This window comes from Bacillus sp. 05T22 (assembly GCF_056396765.1).
This window is the reverse complement of the sequence record NZ_JBFTMC010000069.1, coordinates 1-24,156: the sequence shown is the minus strand read 5'-3', so window position 1 is coordinate 24,156 and position 24,156 is coordinate 1. Positions and strand designations below refer to the sequence as shown.

At 34.1% G+C, this 24,156-nt stretch carries 22 protein-coding genes, 2 pseudogenes, 1 riboswitch and 1 other annotated feature; of the genes and pseudogenes, 4 read left to right on the top strand and 20 right to left on the bottom strand.

Annotated elements, in window-relative coordinates; all coding sequences use genetic code 11:
• Nucleotides 1-33 precede the first annotated feature (33 nt).
• The 17 genes from AC1DIT_RS18830 to AC1DIT_RS18750 all read right to left on the bottom strand — a co-directional run bounded on the left by AC1DIT_RS18830 (nt 34) and on the right by AC1DIT_RS18750 (nt 18,093).
• On the bottom strand, nt 34-450 hold the full coding sequence (locus tag AC1DIT_RS18830; RefSeq protein ID WP_016132839.1) for a DUF3995 domain-containing protein: 417 nt from the start codon (nt 448-450) through the stop codon (nt 34-36).
• A gap of 256 nt (nt 451-706) precedes the next feature.
• Nucleotides 707-1,897 (bottom strand): tryptophan synthase subunit beta, encoded by a 1,191-nt coding sequence (gene trpB / locus AC1DIT_RS18825; protein WP_016132840.1) that lies wholly within the window; start codon nt 1,895-1,897, stop codon nt 707-709.
• A gap of 80 nt (nt 1,898-1,977) precedes the next feature.
• Nucleotides 1,978-2,242: a binding site (T-box leader), on the bottom strand.
• 219 nt (nt 2,243-2,461) lie between these two features.
• Nucleotides 2,462-3,229 (bottom strand): DUF3959 family protein, encoded by a 768-nt coding sequence (locus tag AC1DIT_RS18820; RefSeq protein WP_016132841.1) that lies wholly within the window; start codon nt 3,227-3,229, stop codon nt 2,462-2,464.
• Between the two features lie 263 nt (nt 3,230-3,492).
• The gene (locus AC1DIT_RS18815) at nt 3,493-3,828 is read right to left on the bottom strand and encodes a hypothetical protein (protein WP_016115030.1); all 336 of its coding nucleotides are present in this window, start codon (nt 3,826-3,828) and stop codon (nt 3,493-3,495) included.
• Nucleotides 3,829-3,927: 99 nt separating this feature from the next.
• Nucleotides 3,928-4,848, bottom strand: a complete 921-nt coding sequence (locus AC1DIT_RS18810; protein WP_476998345.1) for a macrolide 2'-phosphotransferase — start codon at nt 4,846-4,848, stop codon at nt 3,928-3,930.
• Between the two features lie 62 nt (nt 4,849-4,910).
• Nucleotides 4,911-5,591 carry a transposase gene (locus tag AC1DIT_RS18805; RefSeq protein ID WP_229161683.1) on the bottom strand — a complete coding sequence of 227 codons (681 nt, stop codon included), beginning with the start codon at nt 5,589-5,591 and terminating at the stop codon, nt 4,911-4,913.
• A 12-nt stretch (nt 5,592-5,603) separates the two neighbouring features.
• Nucleotides 5,604-6,002, bottom strand: coding sequence for an IS200/IS605 family transposase (tnpA, locus tag AC1DIT_RS18800; RefSeq protein ID WP_016132844.1), 399 nt, complete (start codon nt 6,000-6,002; stop codon nt 5,604-5,606).
• Between the two features lie 180 nt (nt 6,003-6,182).
• On the bottom strand, nt 6,183-7,715 hold the full coding sequence (locus AC1DIT_RS18795) for an alpha/beta hydrolase (RefSeq protein WP_016132845.1): 1,533 nt from the start codon (nt 7,713-7,715) through the stop codon (nt 6,183-6,185).
• A gap of 448 nt (nt 7,716-8,163) precedes the next feature.
• Nucleotides 8,164-8,871 (bottom strand): thiaminase II, encoded by a 708-nt coding sequence (tenA, locus tag AC1DIT_RS18790; RefSeq protein ID WP_016132846.1) that lies wholly within the window; start codon nt 8,869-8,871, stop codon nt 8,164-8,166.
• 182 nt (nt 8,872-9,053) lie between these two features.
• A riboswitch (TPP riboswitch) is annotated at nt 9,054-9,161 on the bottom strand.
• Nucleotides 9,162-9,261: 100 nt separating this feature from the next.
• Nucleotides 9,262-9,984, bottom strand: a complete 723-nt coding sequence (locus tag AC1DIT_RS18785; RefSeq protein WP_016131451.1) for an MBL fold metallo-hydrolase — start codon at nt 9,982-9,984, stop codon at nt 9,262-9,264.
• Nucleotides 9,985-10,152: 168 nt separating this feature from the next.
• Nucleotides 10,153-11,178 carry a homoserine dehydrogenase gene (locus AC1DIT_RS18780; RefSeq protein WP_016132847.1) on the bottom strand — a complete coding sequence of 342 codons (1,026 nt, stop codon included), beginning with the start codon at nt 11,176-11,178 and terminating at the stop codon, nt 10,153-10,155.
• A 135-nt stretch (nt 11,179-11,313) separates the two neighbouring features.
• On the bottom strand, nt 11,314-12,555 hold the full coding sequence (locus AC1DIT_RS18775) for an esterase/lipase family protein (protein WP_016132848.1): 1,242 nt from the start codon (nt 12,553-12,555) through the stop codon (nt 11,314-11,316).
• A gap of 246 nt (nt 12,556-12,801) precedes the next feature.
• Nucleotides 12,802-13,482, bottom strand: coding sequence for a lipoprotein BA_5634 family protein (locus AC1DIT_RS18770; protein ID WP_016115039.1), 681 nt, complete (start codon nt 13,480-13,482; stop codon nt 12,802-12,804).
• A 96-nt stretch (nt 13,483-13,578) separates the two neighbouring features.
• The gene (locus AC1DIT_RS18765; RefSeq protein WP_016132849.1) at nt 13,579-15,516 is read right to left on the bottom strand and encodes an ABC transporter permease; all 1,938 of its coding nucleotides are present in this window, start codon (nt 15,514-15,516) and stop codon (nt 13,579-13,581) included.
• The gene (locus tag AC1DIT_RS18760) at nt 15,491-16,261 is read right to left on the bottom strand and encodes an ABC transporter ATP-binding protein (protein WP_016131456.1); all 771 of its coding nucleotides are present in this window, start codon (nt 16,259-16,261) and stop codon (nt 15,491-15,493) included. Before AC1DIT_RS18760 ends, AC1DIT_RS18765 begins: the two co-directional genes overlap by 26 nt.
• 144 nt (nt 16,262-16,405) lie before the next feature.
• Complete coding sequence (locus AC1DIT_RS18755) at nt 16,406-17,389, bottom strand: sensor histidine kinase (protein WP_016115042.1); 984 nt, start codon at nt 17,387-17,389, stop codon at nt 16,406-16,408.
• The gene (locus AC1DIT_RS18750; RefSeq protein ID WP_016132850.1) at nt 17,389-18,093 is read right to left on the bottom strand and encodes a response regulator transcription factor; all 705 of its coding nucleotides are present in this window, start codon (nt 18,091-18,093) and stop codon (nt 17,389-17,391) included. Before AC1DIT_RS18750 ends, AC1DIT_RS18755 begins: the two co-directional genes overlap by 1 nt.
• 209 nt (nt 18,094-18,302) lie before the next feature.
• On the opposite strand from AC1DIT_RS18750, the pseudogene AC1DIT_RS18745 reads away from it, so the two are divergent.
• The 3 genes and pseudogenes from AC1DIT_RS18745 to AC1DIT_RS18735 all read left to right on the top strand — a co-directional run.
• A pseudogene (locus AC1DIT_RS18745) lies at nt 18,303-18,752 on the top strand (DUF418 domain-containing protein); the annotation flags it as partial.
• A 32-nt stretch (nt 18,753-18,784) separates the two neighbouring features.
• Nucleotides 18,785-19,390 carry a response regulator transcription factor gene (locus AC1DIT_RS18740; protein WP_016115045.1) on the top strand — a complete coding sequence of 202 codons (606 nt, stop codon included), beginning with the start codon at nt 18,785-18,787 and terminating at the stop codon, nt 19,388-19,390.
• A 279-nt stretch (nt 19,391-19,669) separates the two neighbouring features.
• Nucleotides 19,670-20,098: a cell wall hydrolase gene (locus AC1DIT_RS18735; RefSeq protein WP_016115046.1), complete on the top strand. Its 429-nt coding sequence runs from the start codon at nt 19,670-19,672 to the stop codon at nt 20,096-20,098.
• 152 nt (nt 20,099-20,250) lie between these two features.
• On the opposite strand, the pseudogene lysS reads toward AC1DIT_RS18735, so the two are convergent.
• The 3 genes and pseudogenes from lysS to AC1DIT_RS18720 all read right to left on the bottom strand — a co-directional run.
• Nucleotides 20,251-21,705 (bottom strand): annotated as a pseudogene (gene lysS, locus AC1DIT_RS18730) (lysine--tRNA ligase); the annotation flags it as partial.
• A gap of 244 nt (nt 21,706-21,949) precedes the next feature.
• Nucleotides 21,950-22,285 carry a hypothetical protein gene (locus tag AC1DIT_RS18725; protein ID WP_016132852.1) on the bottom strand — a complete coding sequence of 112 codons (336 nt, stop codon included), beginning with the start codon at nt 22,283-22,285 and terminating at the stop codon, nt 21,950-21,952.
• Between the two features lie 11 nt (nt 22,286-22,296).
• The gene (locus AC1DIT_RS18720) at nt 22,297-23,466 is read right to left on the bottom strand and encodes a ParM/StbA family protein (RefSeq protein WP_016115050.1); all 1,170 of its coding nucleotides are present in this window, start codon (nt 23,464-23,466) and stop codon (nt 22,297-22,299) included.
• A gap of 240 nt (nt 23,467-23,706) precedes the next feature.
• On the opposite strand from AC1DIT_RS18720, the gene AC1DIT_RS18715 reads away from it, so the two are divergent.
• Nucleotides 23,707-24,111 (top strand): hypothetical protein, encoded by a 405-nt coding sequence (locus AC1DIT_RS18715; protein WP_016132853.1) that lies wholly within the window; start codon nt 23,707-23,709, stop codon nt 24,109-24,111.
• Nucleotides 24,112-24,156: the final 45 nt, after the last annotated feature.

Here is a 24,156-nt window from a genome sequence, read left to right as displayed (position 1 = left end):
GTGTAACATATATAAAATAACCTCTTTGTTTTTTTATAAAATAATAGCTAAAAAGAATGAAAAAGATAAAAAAACACATAGTGGAATAAACAATATACTGTCCATTTTAGCAAAATACGTATCTTTTTTCTTTTTAAAGATGCCAAAATAATTAAATTCTCCAACCACTCTTAATCCAAACACCAACATACAAATCCAAGAACCACTTCGAATGATCATTTGAGGGATAAATGAAGGAATTATTTCTATCTCCCATAATAAAAATAACGCCGCAATGCTTAATAAGAGTGCAACTAATAACGTCATTCCTGTACTGGGTGTAAAGACTTTATTTCCAGACTCAGTTGGAATCGCTACAGCTATTCCCCATCCCCCTCCCAAAGCCCAATAAACATGCAATAAACTAATACCCATTAAAAGACATGCTGATATAGCGATGATAATAAGCAATATTAACACCTCCATCAATGTTTTCCCTTATCAAATTAAGAATATTAAATAAAATAATACTTAGCAACCTATTTTGAAGCCGTACAATAAAGTGAAACTTTAATCAGAGGGGGTCTTTAATTATTAGTTGAACCAACTGCCCGTTAATGCGGGATAAATGTAATTATGCTACATTCACGTGAAAAAAACATATAGAAAAGCGATTTTCTGCCCAAAACTGAACGAAAAATCGCTTTTTAAATTCTTTGACATACATTTATTTTCGATCATTCATTTCAAACACTTGTTGTACATCTTTGTCACCACGCCCAGATAAATTAACAATAATACTTTGATCGTTTCGTAAGGTTGCTGCTAATTTTATAGCATACGCTACTGCATGAGAACTTTCCAATGCAGGAATAATCCCTTCAACACGAGATAACTTATGAAAAGCTTCTAATGCTTCATTATCATTAATTGCTACATATTCTGCGCGTTCAGTTTCTTTATAATAACTATGCTCTGGTCCAACACCTTGGTAGTCCAGTCCTGCTGCAATGGAGTGTGCCTCTGCAATTTCTCCATTTTCGCCTTTCATCATATAACACTTAAATCCGTGGATGATACCAGGCTCTCCTGCTGTAAGAGGTGCTGCATGCATACCAGTTTCAATCCCTTTGCCACCTGGTTCAACACCTACCATTTTTACTTCTTTATCATTATAAAATGGCGCAAATAATCCAATTGCATTACTCCCTCCGCCTACACAAGCAACCAAATAGTCAGGTAGACGTTGTTCCTTTTCAATATGTTGCGCTCTTGCTTCTCTTCCAATTACAGCTTGGAAATGACGAACAATCGTCGGGTACGGATGTGGTCCCAGTGCAGAACCTAATAAATAAAATGTACTTTCATAGTTTTGAGCGTAATCTTCAAGTGCCGCATCTACTGCTTCTTTAAGAGTACGTCCCCCTTCTTGAACAGCAATTACCTTCGCTCCTAATAGTTCCATACGAAATACATTTAATTGTTGACGTTCTGTATCCATCCCTCCCATATAAATCGTACAATCTATTCCGAACATAGCACATGCAGTAGCTGTAGCAACTCCATGCTGTCCCGCTCCAGTTTCTGCAACGATGCGTTTTACTCCCATTCTCTTTGCGAGTAAAATTTGTCCTAATACATTGTTAATTTTATGGGCTCCTGTATGATTAAGATCTTCTCTTTTTAAATAGATTTTTGCACCACCAATTTCTTCACTCAAACGCTCTGCATAATACAGTGGATTTGGCCGCCCTACATATTCCTTGAGATAGTATTCATATTCTTTTATAAACTCTAGGTCATCTTTGTATTGATTAAATGCATTCTCCAAGTGAAGTAAAGCCTCTTGGAGTTGTTCTGGCACAAAACTACCCCCAAATTCTCCAAAATATCCATTTTCCGCTTGTAATAAATTCATATTAATTCCTCCCTTTGTTTTTTATTGTTGAATAAGAAAAAGCGTGTGAGCGCAAAAAGCCCCCTACATGCATGAAGCATGTAGAGGGCGATATATACGATTATACCGTGGTGCCACCTCTTTTGATTCTTTGTCACATAGACTCAGAACCCTCTCGTTTTTGGATACGGAATAATAAATTCGATATCCTCATCCTTGTAACGGCGGAACCCGGGTCGCATACTCCTAGCGTTTCAGCAGACCTCTCCTAAGCCCATTCGGCATAACCTATCGTACTGGATCGCACCAACCCCAGCTCTCTGTAACGCATCAATTAAACGTACTCTTCTTAGTCAACGATTTTTGATTATTGAAATTTAACTATGATATTATAGAATTATCTTTGTTTTGTCAATAATAATTGATAGAAAATTCATTCTTTCTGAATAAGTTAATCAATTTATTTAACCCTATCATAGGGGTTTTAAATAATTAATATATTTATTCAACAACAGCAAAAAAAGCAATACCCTTTCGTCGTACAAAAGGGTATTGCTTTTTTAAATATTTATCTAGGAATATCCTCTATGCATTATAACGATTTCTTCTTCGTTCCATTCTTGTTTGACCTTGCGTTGTTTCTATTTCATGATGTTGATGCTCTGTTTGCGTTGTATGGTACATTGGTACTCTTTCTTCACGATTTGGTTCATACTTACGTGTTTCTTTTGAGTTAGAAGATCTTTTACTGAACTTTGGCATCTTCGCTTTCAATCTTGGTAAACTCGGAATACGAATTTTAAAATTCGGTTTGATTCGTTTCTTTTTTTGTTTGAATAGATTGGTTTTTTCTTGTTTTTCATTGTTGCTACCACGCTTTAGCATGTTGGCAAGCAACCCACCAAATATAAATCCGACTACTAATAAGAGTAGATACAATCGTTCTGAAGTCAATAAGTTTATAATACGTCCAAGAACAGCTAATGATTGGGATTGTTTCATATCCCATAATAAACCACCCCATAATGCCAATAGTCCTAAAGTAATTGCATAGGTACGAAATCGGAGTATAAGTGGAATCACGGCAACACATGCAGCGATTTTTGCGTTTGCTAGTAAAGAACCAGTTGTTACGTATTGATTCCAAATCGCCAGCAAAAACGTAATAAATATAGTGTAAGCGAGCCAACTACATATTCGTGAATACATTCGTTTTGCATAATAGCTTCCAAAACTCGTGAAAAACAACAGCCCTCCTACATAAAATGACAATTCAAGAGGAATTTGTTTCATAATACCTGCAATTGGGAACAGGAAGCTGAGTACCATTAAAAGCACATCAAGTTTCTTCAAAACTCTCATCCCTTTCAGTTTTCTATCTTTCTTCTATATAACAAAGTGGATATTTTTATTTTTCAGTATATTCTTCACTTCCACCAAATTATAGCGTACATACATGCAAATAATAACATTCCTAAAAAATATCTTAATCCTACTAGTGCCAAAAAGTAAACAAAAAAGAAAAGGTATACTTGACAATAGGGATCTAAATTCATATAAAGAAATGACAAATCCCTCTATTTGTAAATTAGCGGGATTTTTAAATTATCTTATTATTACTTCTGTTCGTTTTTTACGTAGTATCCATTCATTAAATAAAAGCACAACATGATTGTTATTATATTCCACAAGGACTCAGTATAATTATGCAACCAAAAATATCTTATAACCCCTATCCCATTTATAATCACAGGAACTATAAATAAAGTCATTGTCCACTTATTTAGTTTCCCTTTTACAACAATTACAGCCAGGCCCACCATAAAAAATATATCGCCAAAACTGTTTATTGCCTTCCACCATTCTTTAAGATATATCCCACTTCCAACAACTACTATGTATGTTGCAATGAGAAACGGTATTATTTGTAGCAAGATTTTTTGTCTAGACATTAATTTCTTTCCTTTTCTTTATATTAAAAACACTCTATAAAACATTATATTATAAAATAAAGTATTCTTCTTAATTATTATTTACACATATAGAATGTATTATTTCTCATTCACTCCCAAAGCCCCACGCGCCATCTCCATATGTGCCTCTTTCTTTGTCTGTAGTGCAAACAATCCAATCATGACCGGATAAGCAGCGCCAAGTTCGATAATGTGTTCAAGCATTCTCGGCCAAACTTTCCCTCCTGCTTTTTCATATTCGTTTAACAATACTTTCAAATTATCCTCTCCAAAGATTGTAAGATACAGAGTGAAGTCAGTAGCTGGATCCGCCACTTTCGCTTCTGTCCAATCTAGAAGACCCGTTACTTTGGTATTTTCATCAACTAAAATATGCGGCGGGTGTAAGTCGCCATGAACAAATGCAGAGTGCTTCGGCCAATACGATTCATCCGCAAGCCATGTTTGCCAACGCTCCCATAGTTCATCTGAAACACCAAGTTGTGATTTTATTTGATGCATTCTATCTACTAACAATTGTTTGGCTTCAGCAGGTTGTAGAACTTCTATTCCGTGTTTAGTCGCTTCATTATGATTGATCGAATGTAAGGAGACAAGGGATTCTGCTAAAGATCGAACAAATGTTATAGATGGTGGATTATTTTGAATGTGCCACACATAATTTTGTATTTCTAAATCAATCACTGCTGCAGGGTTACCTTTTACTAACGGATAAGCAATTAATTCTGGTGTGTTGATTTTCCAATTTGGTACTGCAACAGGTAAATATTTTTGAACAAGCTCAAGTATTTTCCCTTCTAATGCCCCTCTTTCAATGACGTCTGGTCTTCTTGGTTTCCGAAGAACCCATGAAACGCCCTTCTCATCAGTAGCAAATACAACTTGAAAGTCCATTCCTGACTCATTTAATTCAGCGCTTTCTTTATTCAATTGTAAACCATTCTTTTCAGCGCTTTTTAAAATTTCTTCTATACATTGCYGTTTATTTGCATTTGTCATTGATAAACACTCCTTTGAATTTCTTCATATAAGCACAAAAACCACAGGCTGATTGCCTATGGTTAGAGTAAACGGAATATACTATAACAAATAAAACGAAAAGACCTTTTGAATGGTCTTTTTTCAGCTTTTCTTAACCATTTCGGATTTTCATATTTCGTACCATTAGATAATATGGCAAAGTCCTTCAAGCCCACATCAATACCTACTCTTGTATCAAGTTTTGGAAATGAGTGTTCGTTTTCCTCTACTAAAACAGAAGCAAAATATTTGTTGGTTGGTGTTTGGGAAATTGTCACAGACTTAATCAAGCCAGAAAATTGTCTATGTTGCTTCATGCGTACGAGTGTCTTTAATTTGGGTAGTTTGATATAGCCGTTCTCCATGTAGACTGTTCCCTTTTGATTATTCGTTGTATAACTACGGTAATTGTCCTTTTTACTTTTGAACTTAGGAAATCCAACAGATTTATCACGAAAAAAATTAGCGTATGCTTTATTTAGATTCATTTGTGCATTAGCCAATGCAAGGCTATCCACTTCTTTTAGAAATAGGAATTTAGCTTTATACTGTGCAGGGGTAGGATACTTGATGGACTTATCAATGGTCTTTTGGGATTCTTGATAAGAATGGATTCTGTCAGCAAGCATCTTGTTATATACAAAACGTACACATCCAAATGTTTTTGCGAAAAACAACCGTTGCTCTTCGTTGGGATAGATACGATATTTGTATGCTTTCAACATTGTCCACACCTACTTTCTGCCTTGTTTTTCAATATACTGTTTGACTGTTTCAATTGAAGCACCACCAGTTGTAATCAAACAAAAGCTTCTTGACCAAAACAGTTCTTTCCAAAGATTCTGACGAACAATAGGGAAATTACGTTTTATCAAGCTAGAACTGGCACTTTTATACGCATTTATAAATTTTGACAATTCACTATTAGGATGTGCTTTGAACATTACATGTACATGGTCTTTGTCATGATCCCAGTCTTCAAGTGTAATGTTATATGACTGTCCTATTCTCACAAAAATGTCTTTTTCATAATTAGATATGTCATCATCAAATACTTGTCTGCGGTATTTTACTACCAGTACAAGATGATAATGCAGAAGAAAAACTGAATGTTTATTACTATCTAATTTCATTGTGTTATCAACCTATCTATGTGTATAGACTAATTTTAACGAATTATCAGATAATTATAAGCACTTTGGCTTACGCCAATCGAAAATTTATCTCCCACTTATCGTTGAGCTACGCCCTTCACACGATTGAAGTGAGAGAATTCTTTTCGGAAACCTAGTTAAATGATACTGTTCCTATTTTTATTTCGATCTTCCTTGTACCCAAGTAGCAATATCATTTATAACATACTCAGGGATATTGGCAGGACTATAATATTCATCCGGTTTACTTAATTCCCCATCTCCTTCTGTAAAGAAGTGATTTAACTTTGGATAAAGTCGATAATCTACGTTATCTCGCCCTTTTAATTGTTCTTTCCAAAGAGGAATTTCGATTTTTGATTGAACTTGATAGTCTCTTTCTCCTTGAATAATAAGAAGCGGTGTCTTTTGTTCTTTAGATATTTCTGCTGCCTTAATTTTACGAATAGAATCCCAAAATACAGGTGATCCTAAATAAAAATCTTTTGGAGGATTCTGACTAGAGAAGTTAGGATCCTTTAATAATTCAAATTGTGCTTTGTAAAATTTATATTCTTCAGGTTTCATTCTACCGATAGAATACAAGTAATCAAATTGATCTAAAACAACATCTTGGATTGTACGAGCTGGTCCTCCCATCACAATTGCTCCAGCGATATTTTGATTTTGGTCTTTTTCAATCATTTCCGGAACCATCATTCCACCTTGGCTATGACCAAGGATATAAATTTGACTCTTGTCTATCATAGATTCATTTTGAAGAAAACGAGTCGCAAGAAGTGCATCGTCCGTTGTCTCTTTATCGACTGTATAAAAAGGGCTTAATTGTGTTTTCAAGCCATGTTCATACGTTCGTTTATTATAACGAAGAACAGCAATTCCTTTCGAAGCAAGACCTTCAGCTAGATCACGAAATGGTTTTAAAGCAAACGCAGTTTCATCCCGATCGCTTGCTCCAGATCCTTGAACAAGAATGATCGCTGGGAAAGGACCCTTTCCCTTTGGAACAGACAATGTTCCTGGTAATGGAAACGCGCCACTTCCAACTACTACTTCTTTTTCAATAAATGATTCAGGCTTACTATATGATGGACGTTCTGCAACAGGACTAAACGACATACTAAATTGAAAATCATCTATTTTTCCAGATGGATCTAATTTAATTAGTAAAGGCACAGTAAATTGTTCAAAAACTAATCCAATCTCTACATTTGTATGAACGGAATTTGTCTCTTTTTGTTTTACCTCTCCAATTCCAATAAAGGAACCTGCTTGTAATTGTACTGGGAGTCCCTTCCAATAACTCTCCAGCCATTTTTCAGATACTATCTTCTGTAAAGATCGAGAAGTTAAATCAAATGCAGATTTATAATTTTCAGCATGCATATCACGGATAAATGTAAGAGTAGTAGATATAACAGGATTTTCATCATCAACATTGTCTATTTCTTTTATATTTGTGTTTGTTTCCTTTAATGTCGAAATAAATCGGTAGTTGAACGGATTATTATATGTATTGGGATAAAAACTTGTTTTCAATACATCCGTATTCCTCCCCTCGTACAAACTTGAAGAACTCGCAAAAATTTTAGGTGAAATTACTTCCTCCGCGTATGAAACAGAAGGAATACTTATCGCACAAATTGCGCTAACGAGTAGTAACTTATTCCCTATTCGTTTTCTCGTTCTCATATCTTTTTGGCCCCTTTCAAATTTAAATTTTTATAATTTCAGTACAACATTCCAAGTATGGTAAGATAAATAAAAAGTGCAAAAGAGATTAATAACCTTCTTTACAATTACATTTCCCCTTAACAAGTTAAAAAGGGAATTATAAACAAACTTCAATAAAAATTACCTTCTCCCTTTTTTTATTGTGTAAATTTTTTATAATAGTTAAGCAACTAATGACTGAAGTTAATTTTTCTAAAATGTAGAGATTATTATTTTTGTACAAAAAAATGACTAAACTAAGTTAGTCATTTTCTATACTCTTCATTTTCATGTATGATGAGAGCCATATCTTTCCCTTATAAAGTGGAACTTTAATCAACCCTCACCAATCGGGCTTTTACGGGCAGTTGATCCCCCACCTAGCTTCCTCGTTTCTCTCTGAATCTTGAGGAGGTGGGTGGCTTACTTACTGCCTGTTAATGCGGGATAAACTTACATCTTCTACTTGTTTTTCTGCTGGCCATTTTTCTAATGTGTAAGCCATCTCCCAAAATGAATATTCATATTGACTGCTAATGATAAAATGCTGTTTCATTCGCTTACGATCAGCTTCTGTTACTGTTTCCGCAATGGCATCTAATCTAGCAATTTGCTCCTCTACTAAAGTACGGAACCAGTCAGAGCCGTATGCGGAAATCCATTCTTGGTAAATTGGTTCTTCAGGTTTACATTCTTTCAAACGTTCACCAATTTCATAATAAAGCCAGTAACAAGGTAAAATTGCTGCAATAATATCCCCGATATGTCCTTCATATGCAGCACGATACATATGTGATGTATACGCATAAGCGGTTGGAGCAGGAACAAATGATTCTTTTTCTTCCTTAGTAATTCCTAATTTTTTCGCAAAATTCTCATGTAACGATAATTCAGCTTGATATGTATTCTGTGCATGGTGTGCCATACGAGCTGTCGTTTCTAACTCAATAGCTTTTGCTGCTCCTAACGATTGGACTCTTGCAAAATGACTTAAATAATATGAATCTTGCATAACGTAATAGCGGAAACTAGCTAAATCTAATGTTCCATTTCCTAATTTTTTCACAAAAGGATGGTTAAAACTTGCTTCCCAAATTGAATTAACTTCTTTGCGTAACAACTGTGAAAATGACATTATAGGCCCTCCAATAAACGTTTTGATAGTAAAAAATGAAACAAGTTTCTTAACGAATCGCTCATTAACGACTAGACTACTGGGATCTACTTCAAATAGGTGCGGTGCGCAAAATAAAAAAGCTTTCTTTACACACACGTAAAGAAAGCAGGCTGGACATCATCAATATTTTAAAAATATTGATGATGTCACTTCCACTTCCCTACGCTGGTATTACTCAGATCAGGTCCTAAGGGTCTCAAAAAAAATCCTTTGATCTCAGCCTATAAAAGGCCCCCCTAGCGGATAGATATTAACTATTTAGTTTGATATTTATCATAACATAATTCATATAGCTGTAAAATATTATTTGATAGTTCAAACTTCATAAAATATAATTTTTACAAAATACTATTTATCCATTCCTACTAACTGTTCAATTTGCTCTTTAACATTTGAATCACAAACACCACCGTGATAACAAATTATCCTCTCAATATCAAACTCTAAAAATCTTCTAAGTGATTCTGTAGCTGTTTCCATATCTGGTGTCGTATGTGGAACTGGCCCTTTTAGTTTTCCTTCAACACATACCATCGCGTCACCTGCAATTAATGTCTTATATTTTTCACTATATAAACTAATATGCCCCGGAGTATGTCCTGGTGTATGAATCACTTCAATGCCTCCGAGAAATGGAAGTCTTTGTCCATCTTCTAATGTTTGATTTACTTTTGCTGTTGGAGGATTTTTATATAGGGCTTGCACAACATCTGGAAGTGCCGCCCATTTTTCTTCACTCATTTTATTTGGATCTCCTTTAATAAGGGGTAACTGTCCTTCAATATAAGGTTTGTCTAATTCATGGGCGTACACTTCAATAGAATGATTTGCCTTCTGCTGTATTTCAGGAAGACTTCCAATATGGTCTATATCTTGATGAGTTAAAATAACTGCTTGTAATTGTTCAAAAGGCACACCAATACCAATCATTGCATCGCAAATCCCTTCTAATTGACCTGGCATACCAGTATCGACTAATAGAGCCTCTTTTTCATCCCAAAGTAATGTTGGATTTAATTCAAATCCTTGAATTTTCAATTTCAAAACCGCTAGACTGTTTTCTATTTTCATATTACACGTCCCCCTCGATACATAAATTAGTGAAGTTATTTCTCTTACTAAAATGTATCACCCTAAGGGCTTCTCGTCAAATGTTAAAATTAAACTATAACACAAAAACATTTATTTGTCAAGTTGATTATTATCTTTTTCATTTTAATTGAAGACTATATTTTTTCATCATACATCTTTTCGATACAAATTAATTAAATCTTTCAAAGCCGCTGCTGCTGCTCCTCTTGGGCTTGAAGCTCCTCCGGTTGAAGTAACTTTCCCCATCGTATCAGTATGAAAAGTGATTCCTTTTTCTGTTCCATTTACATGAGCCAATGGATGCCCTTTCTCTATTTCACGCGGGCATACTTCAAGTTTAAGATTTCCTGAATAATCTTTATATGCTGTTGCAATTAATTTTAGAGATTTACCTTGTTCTTTTGCTTTCAGTATATCTTGTTTCGTAACATCCTCTATACCTTTTATAGATATACAATTCAATGAACATTCTGCTTGCAGCAAACTATTTGCCAATAATAGAAGTTTACAAGCACTATCCATTCCACTTACATCTAATGATGGGTTTGTTTCAGCTATCCCTTTGTGCTGCGCTTGATGCAATGCTTCCTGGAATGTTACATCTTCTTCATACATTTTTGTAAGAATATAATTTGTTGTTCCATTTAAAATACCTTCTATACTTTCAATTTGACATCCTGCTAAACTGAATTGTCCAATATCTAATGTAGGGAGTGCCGCAGCAGTTGCGCCGCTATAACAAATACGTACCTTTGCGAGTTTTGCTTTTTCTTTTATTTCTTTCCATGCGTTAACAAGTGCTCCTTTCGAAATAGCTACTACATCCATATTGTTTTCAATCGCTGTTTCAATGTATGTTCTTCCTGGTTCACCAGTTTGAAGATTAGTTGGTGTCGATTCAATTAATACAGTACCAAAAGGAAACTTTTCACTTTTATCAAGTGGATAGTGTTTGGTATACTTCTCTAATACATAGGAACCAGTACCATAAGTTAATAATTCTTTAATATGTAAACCTTTGTCATTATAAAGATTGACTGTACTCCCAATAATTCCAGTAAAAGCAAGTTCGATGCCGTACATCTCTTTTATATATGAAGCTTTCTCAAATACCAATCTTACAAACTCTTTTCCAACAGTTCCATATCCAGATATCACCACGTTAACTCTCATACCATCACCTCGGGCTATCATGCTATTTTAATATTAACTCCATTATACTCCGAAGGCACGATTCGATTCACGAAGTAAAAACTCCCTCAGAAGAATTTGAGGGAGTTTTTCCATTTCAATATAAATATGATCCAGTTATTCTGGTAAATTAGATAAATTTTTAGCGATATTTCGGTAAAAAGCATTAATATCAGAAAAACCTAATGAGTCCGAAACGCTTAGTCCTACCATATCAAGGTGATCCCAATTTTGTTTTGTCTCAATATGATTCCATTTTCCACGCTCTGGTGTACCGCTATTATTTATAACCACATCAGTAGACGGTCCTACCATAGAATTCGTATTTACTACACCGTCATTTTGCCACCAAGATGAATCAATAAATGGTCGACTTTGTTCATACCTTGCGTATGATCCTAAGAAAATCGCATTCCCCATTAATGTTTTATTCATTGTAATGTGCGGGAAATGAAGCCCTGTTATAGAGGTTGCCTGTGTTGCATGTCCGCTGTAAGAGAAATAATATACATCTGGTTGCGCTTTTACCCAGTCATTTAATTCCTTCGCTCCATCTGTACTTAAATCCCATTGACTTATATCTTTCGTATCCTTCAAAATGGAACTATTTAAGACACGGTTTGAATATTGATAAAATGACTCCCCAGCTTTCTTTTTAATTCCCCATTGATCCAATTTAAAGTCGTATAGTGATAGATTGCTATTTTCTCCAATTCCAGCAGTTGCAACGAGTAATTGCTTTACAGCAGGCAAGAGTAAACTTCCATCTGCAAGGGTTGTCCCGTTGTGAGGTGTTGCCAATGTCGTTACACTATGAACATATGACTTTCCGCCTTGGAACAATGGAGACATTTTTACATCTACATGCTGTTTTGCATACTCCCTCTCTTCTTGATTTCCTTCTTTTAATATTTGAACAAGTGTACGTATCGTTTGACCACCCATACTATGTCCTACTAAATGAACCTTATTTGTCTCACTCCAATTTTGGACAAACCCTGTATATGTTCTCCCATATCGATCATGCCCATGTTTCTCAGCATGAGCCGCTCCATAATCTACTGTTCCCCCATTAATTTCAGCATATAACTCACAAGCACGATCCCAGTTACTTGATAACGGTCCAACAGCAGCGGTATGTACACTGTATCCATCTCTCTTTAAATTCTCTTGAATATCATGTACACCCCCCCAATACTTTACGCCCAATAATTCATCTCTTCCCCACCCTGTAAAGCCATGTACCAAAATAATAGGATTGTTATTTTTCTTTCCTTCCTCTGCGTGCGTTGGCACCGGAAGTATTACACTCGAAGCGATAAAACATAAAATCAATAATCCACAGAATAACCTTTTCATTTTCCGTCCCCTTTTCTTTTTCTCTCCCTGATAAAAACGTTTTCAATTTCACCTCCTTTTTATGTAATAGAAAAAAGATCCACAAAGATATACCAACGCAATTAGCAATGGCTATATAGTGTGGATCTCCAATTCTCTATCACAATTATTAACTTAAAGATACTGTAAACTATCTTATCTGAATTGTCTATCAATTATGAAGTATTACATAGTTGATAAAGTTTTGTTGACAACTCCCTTTTCCTTTTAACCTTCATCCTCAAAAGTAACAAATTTGACCGATATTAATTTATGAAAATCTTTGACTTGCCTTTTTATCTTTAAATATTCAGTTATTAATGTATTGTCTGTCGACATTTTAGGCCTTTCGTAACCCAATAATTTTTTGAAGTGAATAATCTGTAACTTTGTTTCATCCGCTTTTATCTTTCTATATACATCCTTTTTCGCAACAATAAGATACCTTTGAGACTTATAATCACGGGAATTTCCAATCCAAGCATCGCTGTCATATGAAACAGGAATTTCTTTACTGTTTAAATCGATACTTGTAATATGTTTTTCCTCTTCATGCGCAAATAATAGCGAAGCCCCTTTTGGGATTTCCGGTAATTTTTTTATAGAAGTATAACCGTAGCGATTATTCATATCATTCTTCCGCAAAATTCGATCTTTTATCATAGCTCGCGCTGTAGATTCATCTATAATAAGCACTTTATTTTCACCAAAAATCCCCGTTTTCACTTCAAATACTTCTTTTTCTTCTATATTTTCTTTGTAACGTTCAAAAATAGGTAAAGTAAATTGTTCGTCCCCAATCATTATCATCCCGTTCGCAGGCCGTTTATTTTCTTCAGAGGAAGAACAGGCACTTAGGCTTGTGACAATCAGGACAATTAATATAAAAAAAGATATTATTTTTCTCATTATGACTCCTTTCATTGTCTAAATTAATTTTCAGGTATACTCATTATGGTTATCTTCTATTTACCTTTGATACAATCAAACCTTAATAATCTTATTTTACTGATCCATAGTCCTATAAAGTTTTTGTAGGTAACGCCAACGAGTCATAAAGAAATACAAGATTTGTATACATACAAATGAAATTAAGATGATAATTGAACTATTTAAAATAGAAAAATCCACTAATTGTTGCAGTGCGATATATGCGACTGCAGTATGAATTACCGCAACAACAATTGGTAAAAAGAACATGATTAACAACTGTCTTGTTACAACACCTTTTAGTTCTCGTTTACTTAATCCCATCTTTGAAATCATTTTATATTGTTGTTGATCCCGGTCTAAATCTGTATATAAACGGAAATAAATAAAGCTCGCTGCAAATGTAAAAAAGACAATTCCCACTAAAACACTTGCCATAAGTAACAATCCGTTTGTTTGTTTCGCTTGTAACCACTGCAATGTTAAAGCTTCGAAATAAAAACTACGCTCTCCACTCTCTCTACCCAGTATGTTATTTAATTGATGTGAAATTTCCTTTGTTCTCATCCAATCATCTACAACAAATCCGTAAATACGCTCTTTAGACATCGTGATATCCTCACGAGCAATGAATGGAACTTTATCATATACTTGGTCTTGCACTGCAATTAAAGTATTTCCTACTTCATGTGGTAAAACCAAATTCTGTACAGCTTTTTTCACATGAAATGTTTTCATCCACTCCCCATGAATCACTTCAATTTCTTTTTTAAATTCTCCATCTTTAAACTCTTGTTTTTGTGCTATCCATCCTGGGACTAACAAAATCTCATCTTCTCTACCAAGCTTTTCCGTTTGGTAGCCAAGAGCTTTCGCAAGATCATTGTATTCACTTAATTTCATAACAGTAACATTGCTTTCCGTATATTTAGTAGAGGCAGAGCCCATTCGATAAGGAATATTTGCCTCATTAAGAGATTTCTTAATTACAGAAAGATGCTCATTTTCCATCTTATTTTCTTCAAAACTCATATACGTAAACGTATACGGATTGGTCATTCTTGACAGTTCTTTATTTCCAAGTGCAGCGGTAGTTCCAATTGCGGTGAACGCGACTGCCGAAATAATAGACACTATAAAAAACATCGTTGCATTATCTTTCATTCGATATATTAGCTCTGAAAGCGTCAATATATTTGTTTTCTTTAAAAATAAAGATTCTCGTTTTTTGGCAGCTTGCAACAGAAAAACACTGCATTGCGTATACAGAAAATAAGTACCGATTATAACCAATAACACACCTAATCCTAATAACGGAAAAGAGATAATTCTTCTAAAGTTAATATAAAGTACGATTCCATATCCAGAACTGATACTAACAAATGATAGAAGCGATAAAATAATAGAAGATTTCGGTTCAGGTTTTGGTTTTTCCTCTGCTTGAATGAGTTCCACAAGCTCTGTTACTTTTATCATTTTAAAAGTAAACAGTGATACAATTAAAAATAAGAAAAGAAATGTAATAACAGTTAATAGTACTGCTTGAGTTGGAATATAGAAAGGTAATCCATTGTTAATCATTAAAAGACTTGCACTAATGAGTAGTACTAATTTTGAAAATATAAGGCCGATCATAATGCCTATAAAGATTGAACAAAATCCAATTAACATATTTTCAATGAGCACTAACTTCTTTAACTGCCTCATCGACATTCCTTGCATCATTAAAATACCAAATTCTTTTTTACGTGTTTTTAAAAACGAGCTTACTGAATATAAGATAAAGAAAAATGAAAAAATAAAAATCAAACCTTGTGAAATTCTAAACCCGATTGTACCAAGTTCACTTATTGTTTCACTTGTAGATTTTAACTCCCCCGTTAAATTAGGATGAAATAACAAAAGTGCATACGTAAAGAAAATCATGATAGAAAATGTACTGCTTAAAAAATGAGCGGCATATGTCCGTTTATTACGAAAAACATTATTAAACGCGAATTGACGAAAAGTCATGCCTTTTCCCTCCTAACAACGAGAGAACATCCATAATCTTTTGGTAAAAAGCTTGTCTACTTTCACCACAGTAAATTTCATTATACAATTCACCGTCTTTAATGAAAATAACGCGACTACAATAACTTGCTGCATATGGATCATGAGTAACAAGCATCATAGTTGCACGTTCTTTCTTATTCAGTTCTTCTAACATACCCATCACATCATTCGAAGACTTAGAATCTAAGTTTCCCGTAGGTTCATCCGCTAATAACAATTGTGGCTTATGAATGATTGCACGAGCAATCGCGGTTCGTTGTGCTTGACCACCTGAAATTTCATATGTTCTTTTATGCAAAATATCCAGAATGCCTAACTTTTCTGCAACTTCTTCCACCCGCTTATTCATTTCCTTTACAGCCACTCCATCTAACGTCATTGGCAACACAATATTTTCTTTTACGGTAAGCGTACTGAGAAGATTAAATGACTGAAAAACAAATCCTAATTGTTGACGACGAAATAATGCTAATTTTTCAGATGATAACTGAAAAGGATTCGTTCCATTTATTAAAATTTCACCTGATGTTGGTGAATCAATCGTCGATACCATATTTAACAATGTTGTTTTTCCACTACCAGACGGACCCATAATACCAACGAACTCACCCTCTTGAATAGATAAATCAATATCAGTAAGAGCTTTATAAGGAACTTTCCCCTTATATACTTTACTAATCCCTTTCGCCTGCAATATTTCCATACCACATTCTCCTTTCATTTATTCTGCTTAGTTTAAAGTGTAAAGGAGTTATCTTACATCTCATATTGATTCGTCTTTCATTTACCTTACAACTTTGTAAGATTTCTAAAAAAAGCTGATGAAAAAGTCTATTTCATCAGCTTTTTATGAGATATAGAAAATAATTCGTACAGTTGTACCTTTTCCAACTTCAGAATGTATTTCTACTTTATGTCCTAAATGTTTCACAATTTCATATACGAGATATAATCCCATCCCAGTAGACTCTTTAAAATCTCTACCATTTTCTCCTGTAAAGAAAGGTTGAAACACACGTGGCATATCTTGTTTTGGTATACCTACTCCAAAATCCCTCACTTCTAAGATGGCGGTCTTGTCTACATTATATGCTTTCATTATAATTTTTTCTCTACTACCGGCTGAATACTTAATTGCGTTAGATAGAATTTGACCAACTAAAAATTGGAGCCATTTCACATCACTTTCTACCATAATGTCTTTTTCAATCTTAACTTCTGGATATACAAAATTCCGGATAAAAAAGCGCTTATGTTCATGTATTACTTCATTTACTAACTTGTATAATTGCACTCTTTCTACGTAGAAATCTTGTGTGAAAGTTTCTAGACGTGCCACATATAGAGCCATTTCTAATCCCTTTTTTAATTTATCTGCTTCTTCACCGATACTCTCTAATCTAGGATCAACTTCATCTTGTGTAATCAATTCAATAACAGATAGAGGTGTTTTCATTTGATGAATCCATTGATTCATAAAGGTTAAATGCTCTTCATTTTTACGTTCCTGCACTTGTAACTGATTCTGATAGTGACGATATTGGACTTCTAATAACTCATGTAGCGCGGTAGATAGGACTGCAAAATCTGATTTTTGTACAGATTCATCTAAGGATTGCATCGGATTTGCCAATCTTTCATAAAAAGACTTATGGGTAAAATAGCGATATAGTAAATACGCAAGCAAAAAACATAACCCTAAAAACATTGCGTAAAGCGCAGTTGTCATATGGTGATAGCCATCAAACCAATAAACAAGAAAAATAGCGATGAATTGAAAAATTGTAAAGCATAGAAGTGGAATATGCTCACGTATAAATAGTTTTATCATTATTCTCCACCGATTTCCCATGTTATATATAATCGATAACCGACACTACGAATGGTTTCAATTGCACCTTGAATACCTAATGCTTGCAACTTTTTCCTAACACGTGTTGTATTAACACTTAGTGTATTATCATCAACATATGATTCACTATCCCAAAGTTTGTTCAACAACACTTCTCTACTTACAACGCGCGGATAATTTTTCATTAACATTTCTAACAAAATCGCTTCATTTCTTGTTACATCAATTTCTTGATTACGTAATTGTAATACTAAGCGCTCTGGAAACAAAGTAAGCCCTTGTTGTTCAATCATTCGTTCTTCTATTTTGGGTGCATAGTCTCCATATGCACGCCTTAGTTGACTACGAATTTTCGCCATTACAACTTCATAATGAAACGGTTTTGGAATATAATCATCCCCACCATTTTCTAATGCCATCACTTGATCCATTGTTCCTTCACGCGCTGAAATAAATAAAATTGGACACGTTGAAATAGCGCGGATTTGCCTGCACCAATAATATCCATCGAAACTTGGTAAATTAATATCTAGTAGCACTAAGTCTGGTTTTTCTTGTGAAAAAATATCTAATACACGTTGAAAATCAACAATAACAATCGCTTGATATCCGTATTTCCCGATATAGGAATATAATAATTCCGCAATTTTAGGATCATCTTCCACAATCATAATTTTAACCATGTTTTCATTCCTTTCTTATAATCTCTACGTAAGCATATACTACCATATTTTTTCTTACTTATTTTTAAGAATTCATTGCATGACTATTTAAATACTTCATTTCTTCGCCTATATGACAGCTGTCATCTCCTTTAACTGACACTTATGCATACAAAAAATTCCTTTTTAAAGATACAATAATGACAAAATTATAAGAAAAGAGGAAAATAATGAGAAACAACAACAAAAGAATTCGTTTGCTTGATATATTAAGGGGCTTTGCTGTATTAGGAACACTTGGAACAAATATTTGGATTTTTGCATATCTAGGGGATATTTCTTATATTTTTACATTCGATCATGCAATTTGGTGGACGTCACTTAATGATTTTATCCGGCTGGTCGTTTTATTTTTAGTAAACGGAAAGCTTCTCGGTTTATTAACAATCATGTTTGGTGTGGGACTTGAATTGAAATATAAACAATCTTTACGAAAAGGAAATACGTGGCCTGGCGTCTACCTATGGACTTCTTTTATACTTTTATTGGAAGGTTTCATTCATTTCACCCTTGTTATGGAATATGATATTTTAATGAGCTATGGGATAACCGCAATTATTGTCGCTTTTATTATTAAACGTGGTGACAAATGGATTAATCGATCTATGAAAATATTAGCCTTGTAAAACGATACAAGAAAGGCGGCAGTAAAATGATTCGTATTGTAATTGCTGAGGATCAAAAAATGCTTCGCGGAGCCCCCGTTTCTCTATTAAAATTAGAAGATGACATTGAAGTAATTGCAGAAGTTTCAAATGGGCTAGATGCCTGGAACATTATTACAAAACAACAACCCGATGTGTGTCTTCTCGATATTGAGATCCCCGACATCACTGGACTGGAAATTACAAAAAAATTAAGAGCTATGGGACATCCCGGCAAAATAATGATTGTTACAACTTTTGCTCGTCCTGGATACTTACAAAAAGCAATGGATGCAAAAGTAGAAGCATATTTACTAAAAGACGAACCGATTGACTTTCTTATTGAGGCCATTCGTAAAGTAATGAACGGAGGACGTGTGGTTAGTACAGACTTAGCTGCTACGCTGTTTTTAAAAGAAAATAACCCACTAACTGACCGTGAAGCAGAAATACTCTGTATGGTTAAAAACGGGATGACAACGAGAGAAATCGGTAAAACATTGTATTTAACAAACGGAACTGTTAGAAATTATTTATCATCTGCCATTCAAAAACTTGAAGCTGAATCAAGATTTCAAGCCATTCGTATCGCTGATGAAAAAGGATGGATATAAAACTTGAATTTCCCATATCAAAAAATTCAGTATTTTTGAAGTCTGTTTTTCCCATAGAGCAAGTACTATAATCAAATGAAAATTATATGAAAGAAATGAGTTAACTAATGAAACAGCAAAAGCAATATTGGAACGAGGTTGCACATGAAAAACAATTTACAACTCCCTTTCGTAAAGTTTCACTTTATCTCCGCCTTCCTCAAAGCATACTTGTAAAAGCACCACACTCATTTTCTGACATAACCTTTACTATAACACCTCTACAAAGGAGGAACTAATATGGGTCTCATTCCTTATAATGAAAGCGATGTTGATTTATTAGCACGTTTAATTCGTGCTGAGGCTGAAGGTGAAGGTAGACAAGGCGAACAGCTTGTCGGCTGCGTTGTAGTAAACCGTGTTTTTTGTGACTGCTTAGACTTTAAACAAATACGTACCGTAAGTGATGCGGTATATCAAACTCCAGGTGGATTTGAAGCTGTACAATACGGATATTTTTATCAACGTGCTCGTGACTCAGAAAAAGAAATTGCAAGACGTGTGTTACAAGGTGAATGGCGCTGGCCAGCAAGATGGTCCCTTTGGTATTTCCGGCCGACTGGTGCTTGTCCACCGGAATGGTATAATCAACCATTTGCAGGGCAATTTAAAAGCCATTGTTTTTATGAACCAATCGGGGATGAATGCCCGAAAATGTATACGCGATAATAACTTTATAAAATTCACCACATTCTATTAGTTACATCCTTAAGAATTCAAGGACGCGCATATACAAGTCCTTGAATTCTTAGTTATACTATTAATCACCTCAAACACAGCTTGATAATATAATTTGTGTTTGAGGTAGTATTCTATTCTACTTAGTTACAAAAATCCAATAAGGACACTATTTTCTCGGCACCTATTACAGATATAAGTAACGGTATCCGCGGACCACTTGGCTGATTGATAACAAGTCTATAAATGATTCTAAAAAGTAATTTTTGATTCTCTTTCATTATCTTTTTACTTTCATTATGACAAATTTCATATATCCGTTCCATTATCTTTGGACTATCCGCATTTGTAGGAACTATTTCACAAACTTCTAAAATCCACTTTTTCTGTACCTCTTCCAATGTTTCGTAAAACTCCCAATTCTTTTCTTTATTTACTTCAATCATTTTTTGCGGTTGTAAATTTCGAATCCAGTATTCCACACGATTACTTATTTTCATAATGTCAATCAAGCTATAATCTGCATCCACTTTCGCTAATATCTCTTGTAAAATATGAGTATCAAAGTTCACTAATGGCAAGACGCCTGCTACTTGATTAAATTTTGGTAAGCTGACATTTTCATCACTAACACTAACGCCGGAAAGCCTAATTACATCACGCAACTCTTCATTATTTAACTTATTATTTTGATAACCTTCTTTATATCTTTCATACTCAGTATAATTCCGAATCACATCCTCATCCATACCAATATGAAATGCTGCATTTGGTTTATATTTTGAAAACATAAATAGAATGACTTCTGGCAAATACACATTTAATAATTCACTTGGAGTAATGATATTCCCAGCAGAACTTGACATTTTTTGATTATTACCTTTTATGCCAATGAAATCATAGGCAACATAATTCGGTGCCTCATAATGAAAAATTTTACTAGCTATCTCCTTTGAAACATTATAACTACCTGTTTCGGCTGAATGATCTCTCCCACCCGGTTCAAAAATCACATCTTCTATCATCCATCTCATCGGCCAATCAATTTTCCAATTTAATTTCATGTGACTCGTTTGTATTACTGATAATACATTGTGACTCCCACATTCACACTCATATCGGATTGTTTCCGATGTTTCATCAAAATTTGTTATTTTTGTTGAATCTTTCCCGCATTGCTCACAATATAGCGTAATTGGATAAAAAGCCTCCCGCTCTTCTTCAAACGGTTCACTCGTTTTGAATTTCATTAATACGTCGTAGATTTCTTTTCTTCTTTTTAATGCTTGAAGTATATGTTGATTATATCTCCCAGTTTTATATTCTTCATGTTGATAAATAAACTCCACATCAATACCAAGAGTTTCTAATGATTTTTCAAATTCTTTTTCAAAATGCTCTGCATACGATTTATGGCAACCATATGGATCTGGAATATCACAATATGGCATACCAATATATTTCTCAAATGATGAATCAACGTTTTTTGGAACCTTTCTAAATCGGTCGTAGTCATCCCATGAAAATATAAATCGTGTCTTTTTCCCTAAATCTTGAAGTGCTCTTACAACAAAATAGGTCGTTATTATTTCTCGAAAAAATCGCAGGTAAAAAAATGAATCGAATAGAGTACATTAGATAAGGAAAAAAAGTATCATGACCTTTGTTATGAAGAATCGCTTTCAAAATTCTCCCTCCTTATTTTTTTATTTTAATAAACATCCATTTACCTTCAAAATATTCCGTACTTTCGGTTTGGATTTCGCATTATTAATGGGCAAAAAAAAGCCTACCACTTAATCATATTTACAGTGGTAGGCTTTAGATATACTTTTATATGTTTTAAAAGAAGGGACAATCTATTTGATCAATAAATTCCCAAGGTTTATTTTCTACACATTCGGCGGGTCCTTTCTGTTCCATCGACACTTTTCTAAGAGGATTTACTTCAATTTTAAACATAGAAGTAGGTTCAATATACATGGAAAAAACATGGCTGCTAGGTAAAGTTTTAGATACATCAATATCGCCTACTTGTTTAAACAATTGCTGGGCACCGTATAAAAAAAATTTTGTTTCATCAGATTGCTTATTAATCCATGCGATCATTTCAGAAGATACAGATTTATTTAAATAGATTTTTACCCGATCACCACGCTTATACCGCTTACGCCCCATACTCACACCAACTAACTAATTGTTAAATTTGTAAATCCCAATTCTTTTTGTTTATGTTCTCTATACCGTGGGGAACATGTGTAAACTAATAATCCACGTGCATTTGTAAATAGAGGGTTATCTACAAATATTACATTTTTTAAACGACCTTTTTGTTTTAAAATAAGTTGCAAACTGTTTTTAATGATGACAGCGCCCCCGCCATATATAAATACATACGGATCATCTTTCATATCATCAATTTTATTAATAATATCCGTTGCAACTCGTGCAGCTAATCCTAGAAATGCTTGTTGTGACTCTTCTACTAGCATTGCATGCCTTGGGTGTTTCTCATTTAAATATATTTGATTAAACTCTGTAATACTATCTATTGTTTTTGTCGGATGCTTCCGATTCCATCTTGTAATAATCTGCAATAAAGTTTCTTTAACTCCATAGGACAATCCTTTACTTAATTGCGGTCTAAAATTCACTCCAAACGAAACAACTTCCTCAGTTGTACCCGCACCAATATCAAAAGATAATAATGTTTTATCCACAAAATCAATCTCAGTAATGGCGTCTTTTTCACTTTCAACTTTATGTTTTAAGATATTACCTTCTTCATCGTATACGATCCCCCAAGTACCAGATGCTCCTTCAGGTAAACATTTACAGAACTCAATGGATACATTTATCGTTACATCTCTTCCATTTGGATAATGAAAAATAACTTTATGATTTCCCATATAACGTTTAGCATTTTCCGCCGCTATTTCTTGCGTAATGGTTTGCATTGGAAGAGCAACTGATAAATCGTAGCGAATATTCATATGATCTAATTTCGGACTATGACGCATAGCACTAATTGCTAAACCTGATAAAATCGTTAGAACCATTAATTCATCTGTAGATTTATTAGACTTCTTCTCTACTTCTGTCCCTTTTAGCTGATCATTGATAACCTTTTGCCCAACAATGTAACGTACATTATTTAACATGAGAGATGGTGAATTTATAGTTACATCAATATGATTTTCCACTTCAGATATCGGTACATCTTCTTCATCCAATAAACCTGTCGGTTCCCCAATATATAGTGAATATATACTTGGAATATAAATCGGATTTTGGCCTTTCACCATTAATTTTAAACCGTTATTTCCAGCGTCTGCACCCGCTTTTAAAAGTATGGACATATTTACCCCCCAATTTAATCTGACATCCCTTCCAAATATATGCAAATAATAACTTTAACATTCAAACCAAATAGAAATCTTTTTCCTTTCTGTTTTTTAATATTTATTTCTAAACTGAGAAATAAATAATTAACTTTCATAAATTTATCTATTTGTGTAAAATGTATTTGACATTACTCCCTGTCATTTTTATACTATTACGTGTAAAGAGTTTTTTACACTTATAAAGAGGTGAATACGATGAATCAGAATAAGTTTATTTTCGTAGTTATTGTACTATCATTACTTGGAATACTGGCCTATAGTGCATATAAATATATGACCGAAGGAACTATTCTCGGAGGGACTATTTTTGTGTGCTCCTTAATAATTAGTTATTTAATAAATCATATGACATGGGGAGATCCAAACGGCGTGTCAGAAGAAAGTCAAGATGAAATGGGACAACAAATTACATATAAAAGTTTTAAAATTGGATATTTTGTATTAGTCGTTATTATGTTTATTTTATTGATTTGGTCAGAAGGATTTTCTACCTTATATTCGCTTGATAATATTCATAATCTCCCTTTATTTATAGCACTTTGTTCTTCATTCATTGTTATTCCACTTGTAGAATTCGTTGTTTCGAAGCGATATCAATAAAAGTATACATAATAGGAGAAGGCATTCCCTTACATAGGAATGCCT

What these genes read in the sequence shown, in the direction of transcription:
- trpB (WP_016132840.1), bottom strand. Translation starts at nt 1,897, where the DNA reads ATGAATTTATTACAAGCGGAAAATGGATATTTTGGAGAATTTGGGGGT.
- AC1DIT_RS18815 (WP_016115030.1), bottom strand. Translation starts at nt 3,828, where the DNA reads ATGTCTAGACAAAAAATCTTGCTACAAATAATACCGTTTCTCATTGCA.
- tnpA (WP_016132844.1), bottom strand. Translation starts at nt 6,002, where the DNA reads ATGAAATTAGATAGTAATAAACATTCAGTTTTTCTTCTGCATTATCAT.
- AC1DIT_RS18795 (WP_016132845.1), bottom strand. Translation starts at nt 7,715, where the DNA reads ATGAGAACGAGAAAACGAATAGGGAATAAGTTACTACTCGTTAGCGCA.
- tenA (WP_016132846.1), bottom strand. Translation starts at nt 8,871, where the DNA reads ATGTCATTTTCACAGTTGTTACGCAAAGAAGTTAATTCAATTTGGGAA.
- AC1DIT_RS18785 (WP_016131451.1), bottom strand. Translation starts at nt 9,984, where the DNA reads ATGAAAATAGAAAACAGTCTAGCGGTTTTGAAATTGAAAATTCAAGGA.
- AC1DIT_RS18780 (WP_016132847.1), bottom strand. Translation starts at nt 11,178, where the DNA reads ATGAGAGTTAACGTGGTGATATCTGGATATGGAACTGTTGGAAAAGAG.
- AC1DIT_RS18775 (WP_016132848.1), bottom strand. Translation starts at nt 12,555, where the DNA reads ATGAAAAGGTTATTCTGTGGATTATTGATTTTATGTTTTATCGCTTCG.
- AC1DIT_RS18770 (WP_016115039.1), bottom strand. Translation starts at nt 13,482, where the DNA reads ATGAGAAAAATAATATCTTTTTTTATATTAATTGTCCTGATTGTCACA.
- AC1DIT_RS18765 (WP_016132849.1), bottom strand. Translation starts at nt 15,516, where the DNA reads ATGACTTTTCGTCAATTCGCGTTTAATAATGTTTTTCGTAATAAACGG.
- AC1DIT_RS18760 (WP_016131456.1), bottom strand. Translation starts at nt 16,261, where the DNA reads ATGGAAATATTGCAGGCGAAAGGGATTAGTAAAGTATATAAGGGGAAA.
- AC1DIT_RS18755 (WP_016115042.1), bottom strand. Translation starts at nt 17,389, where the DNA reads ATGATAAAACTATTTATACGTGAGCATATTCCACTTCTATGCTTTACA.
- AC1DIT_RS18750 (WP_016132850.1), bottom strand. Translation starts at nt 18,093, where the DNA reads ATGGTTAAAATTATGATTGTGGAAGATGATCCTAAAATTGCGGAATTA.
- AC1DIT_RS18740 (WP_016115045.1), top strand. Translation starts at nt 18,785, where the DNA reads ATGATTCGTATTGTAATTGCTGAGGATCAAAAAATGCTTCGCGGAGCC.
- AC1DIT_RS18735 (WP_016115046.1), top strand. Translation starts at nt 19,670, where the DNA reads ATGGGTCTCATTCCTTATAATGAAAGCGATGTTGATTTATTAGCACGT.
- AC1DIT_RS18725 (WP_016132852.1), bottom strand. Translation starts at nt 22,285, where the DNA reads ATGGGGCGTAAGCGGTATAAGCGTGGTGATCGGGTAAAAATCTATTTA.
- AC1DIT_RS18720 (WP_016115050.1), bottom strand. Translation starts at nt 23,466, where the DNA reads ATGTCCATACTTTTAAAAGCGGGTGCAGACGCTGGAAATAACGGTTTA.
- AC1DIT_RS18715 (WP_016132853.1), top strand. Translation starts at nt 23,707, where the DNA reads ATGAATCAGAATAAGTTTATTTTCGTAGTTATTGTACTATCATTACTT.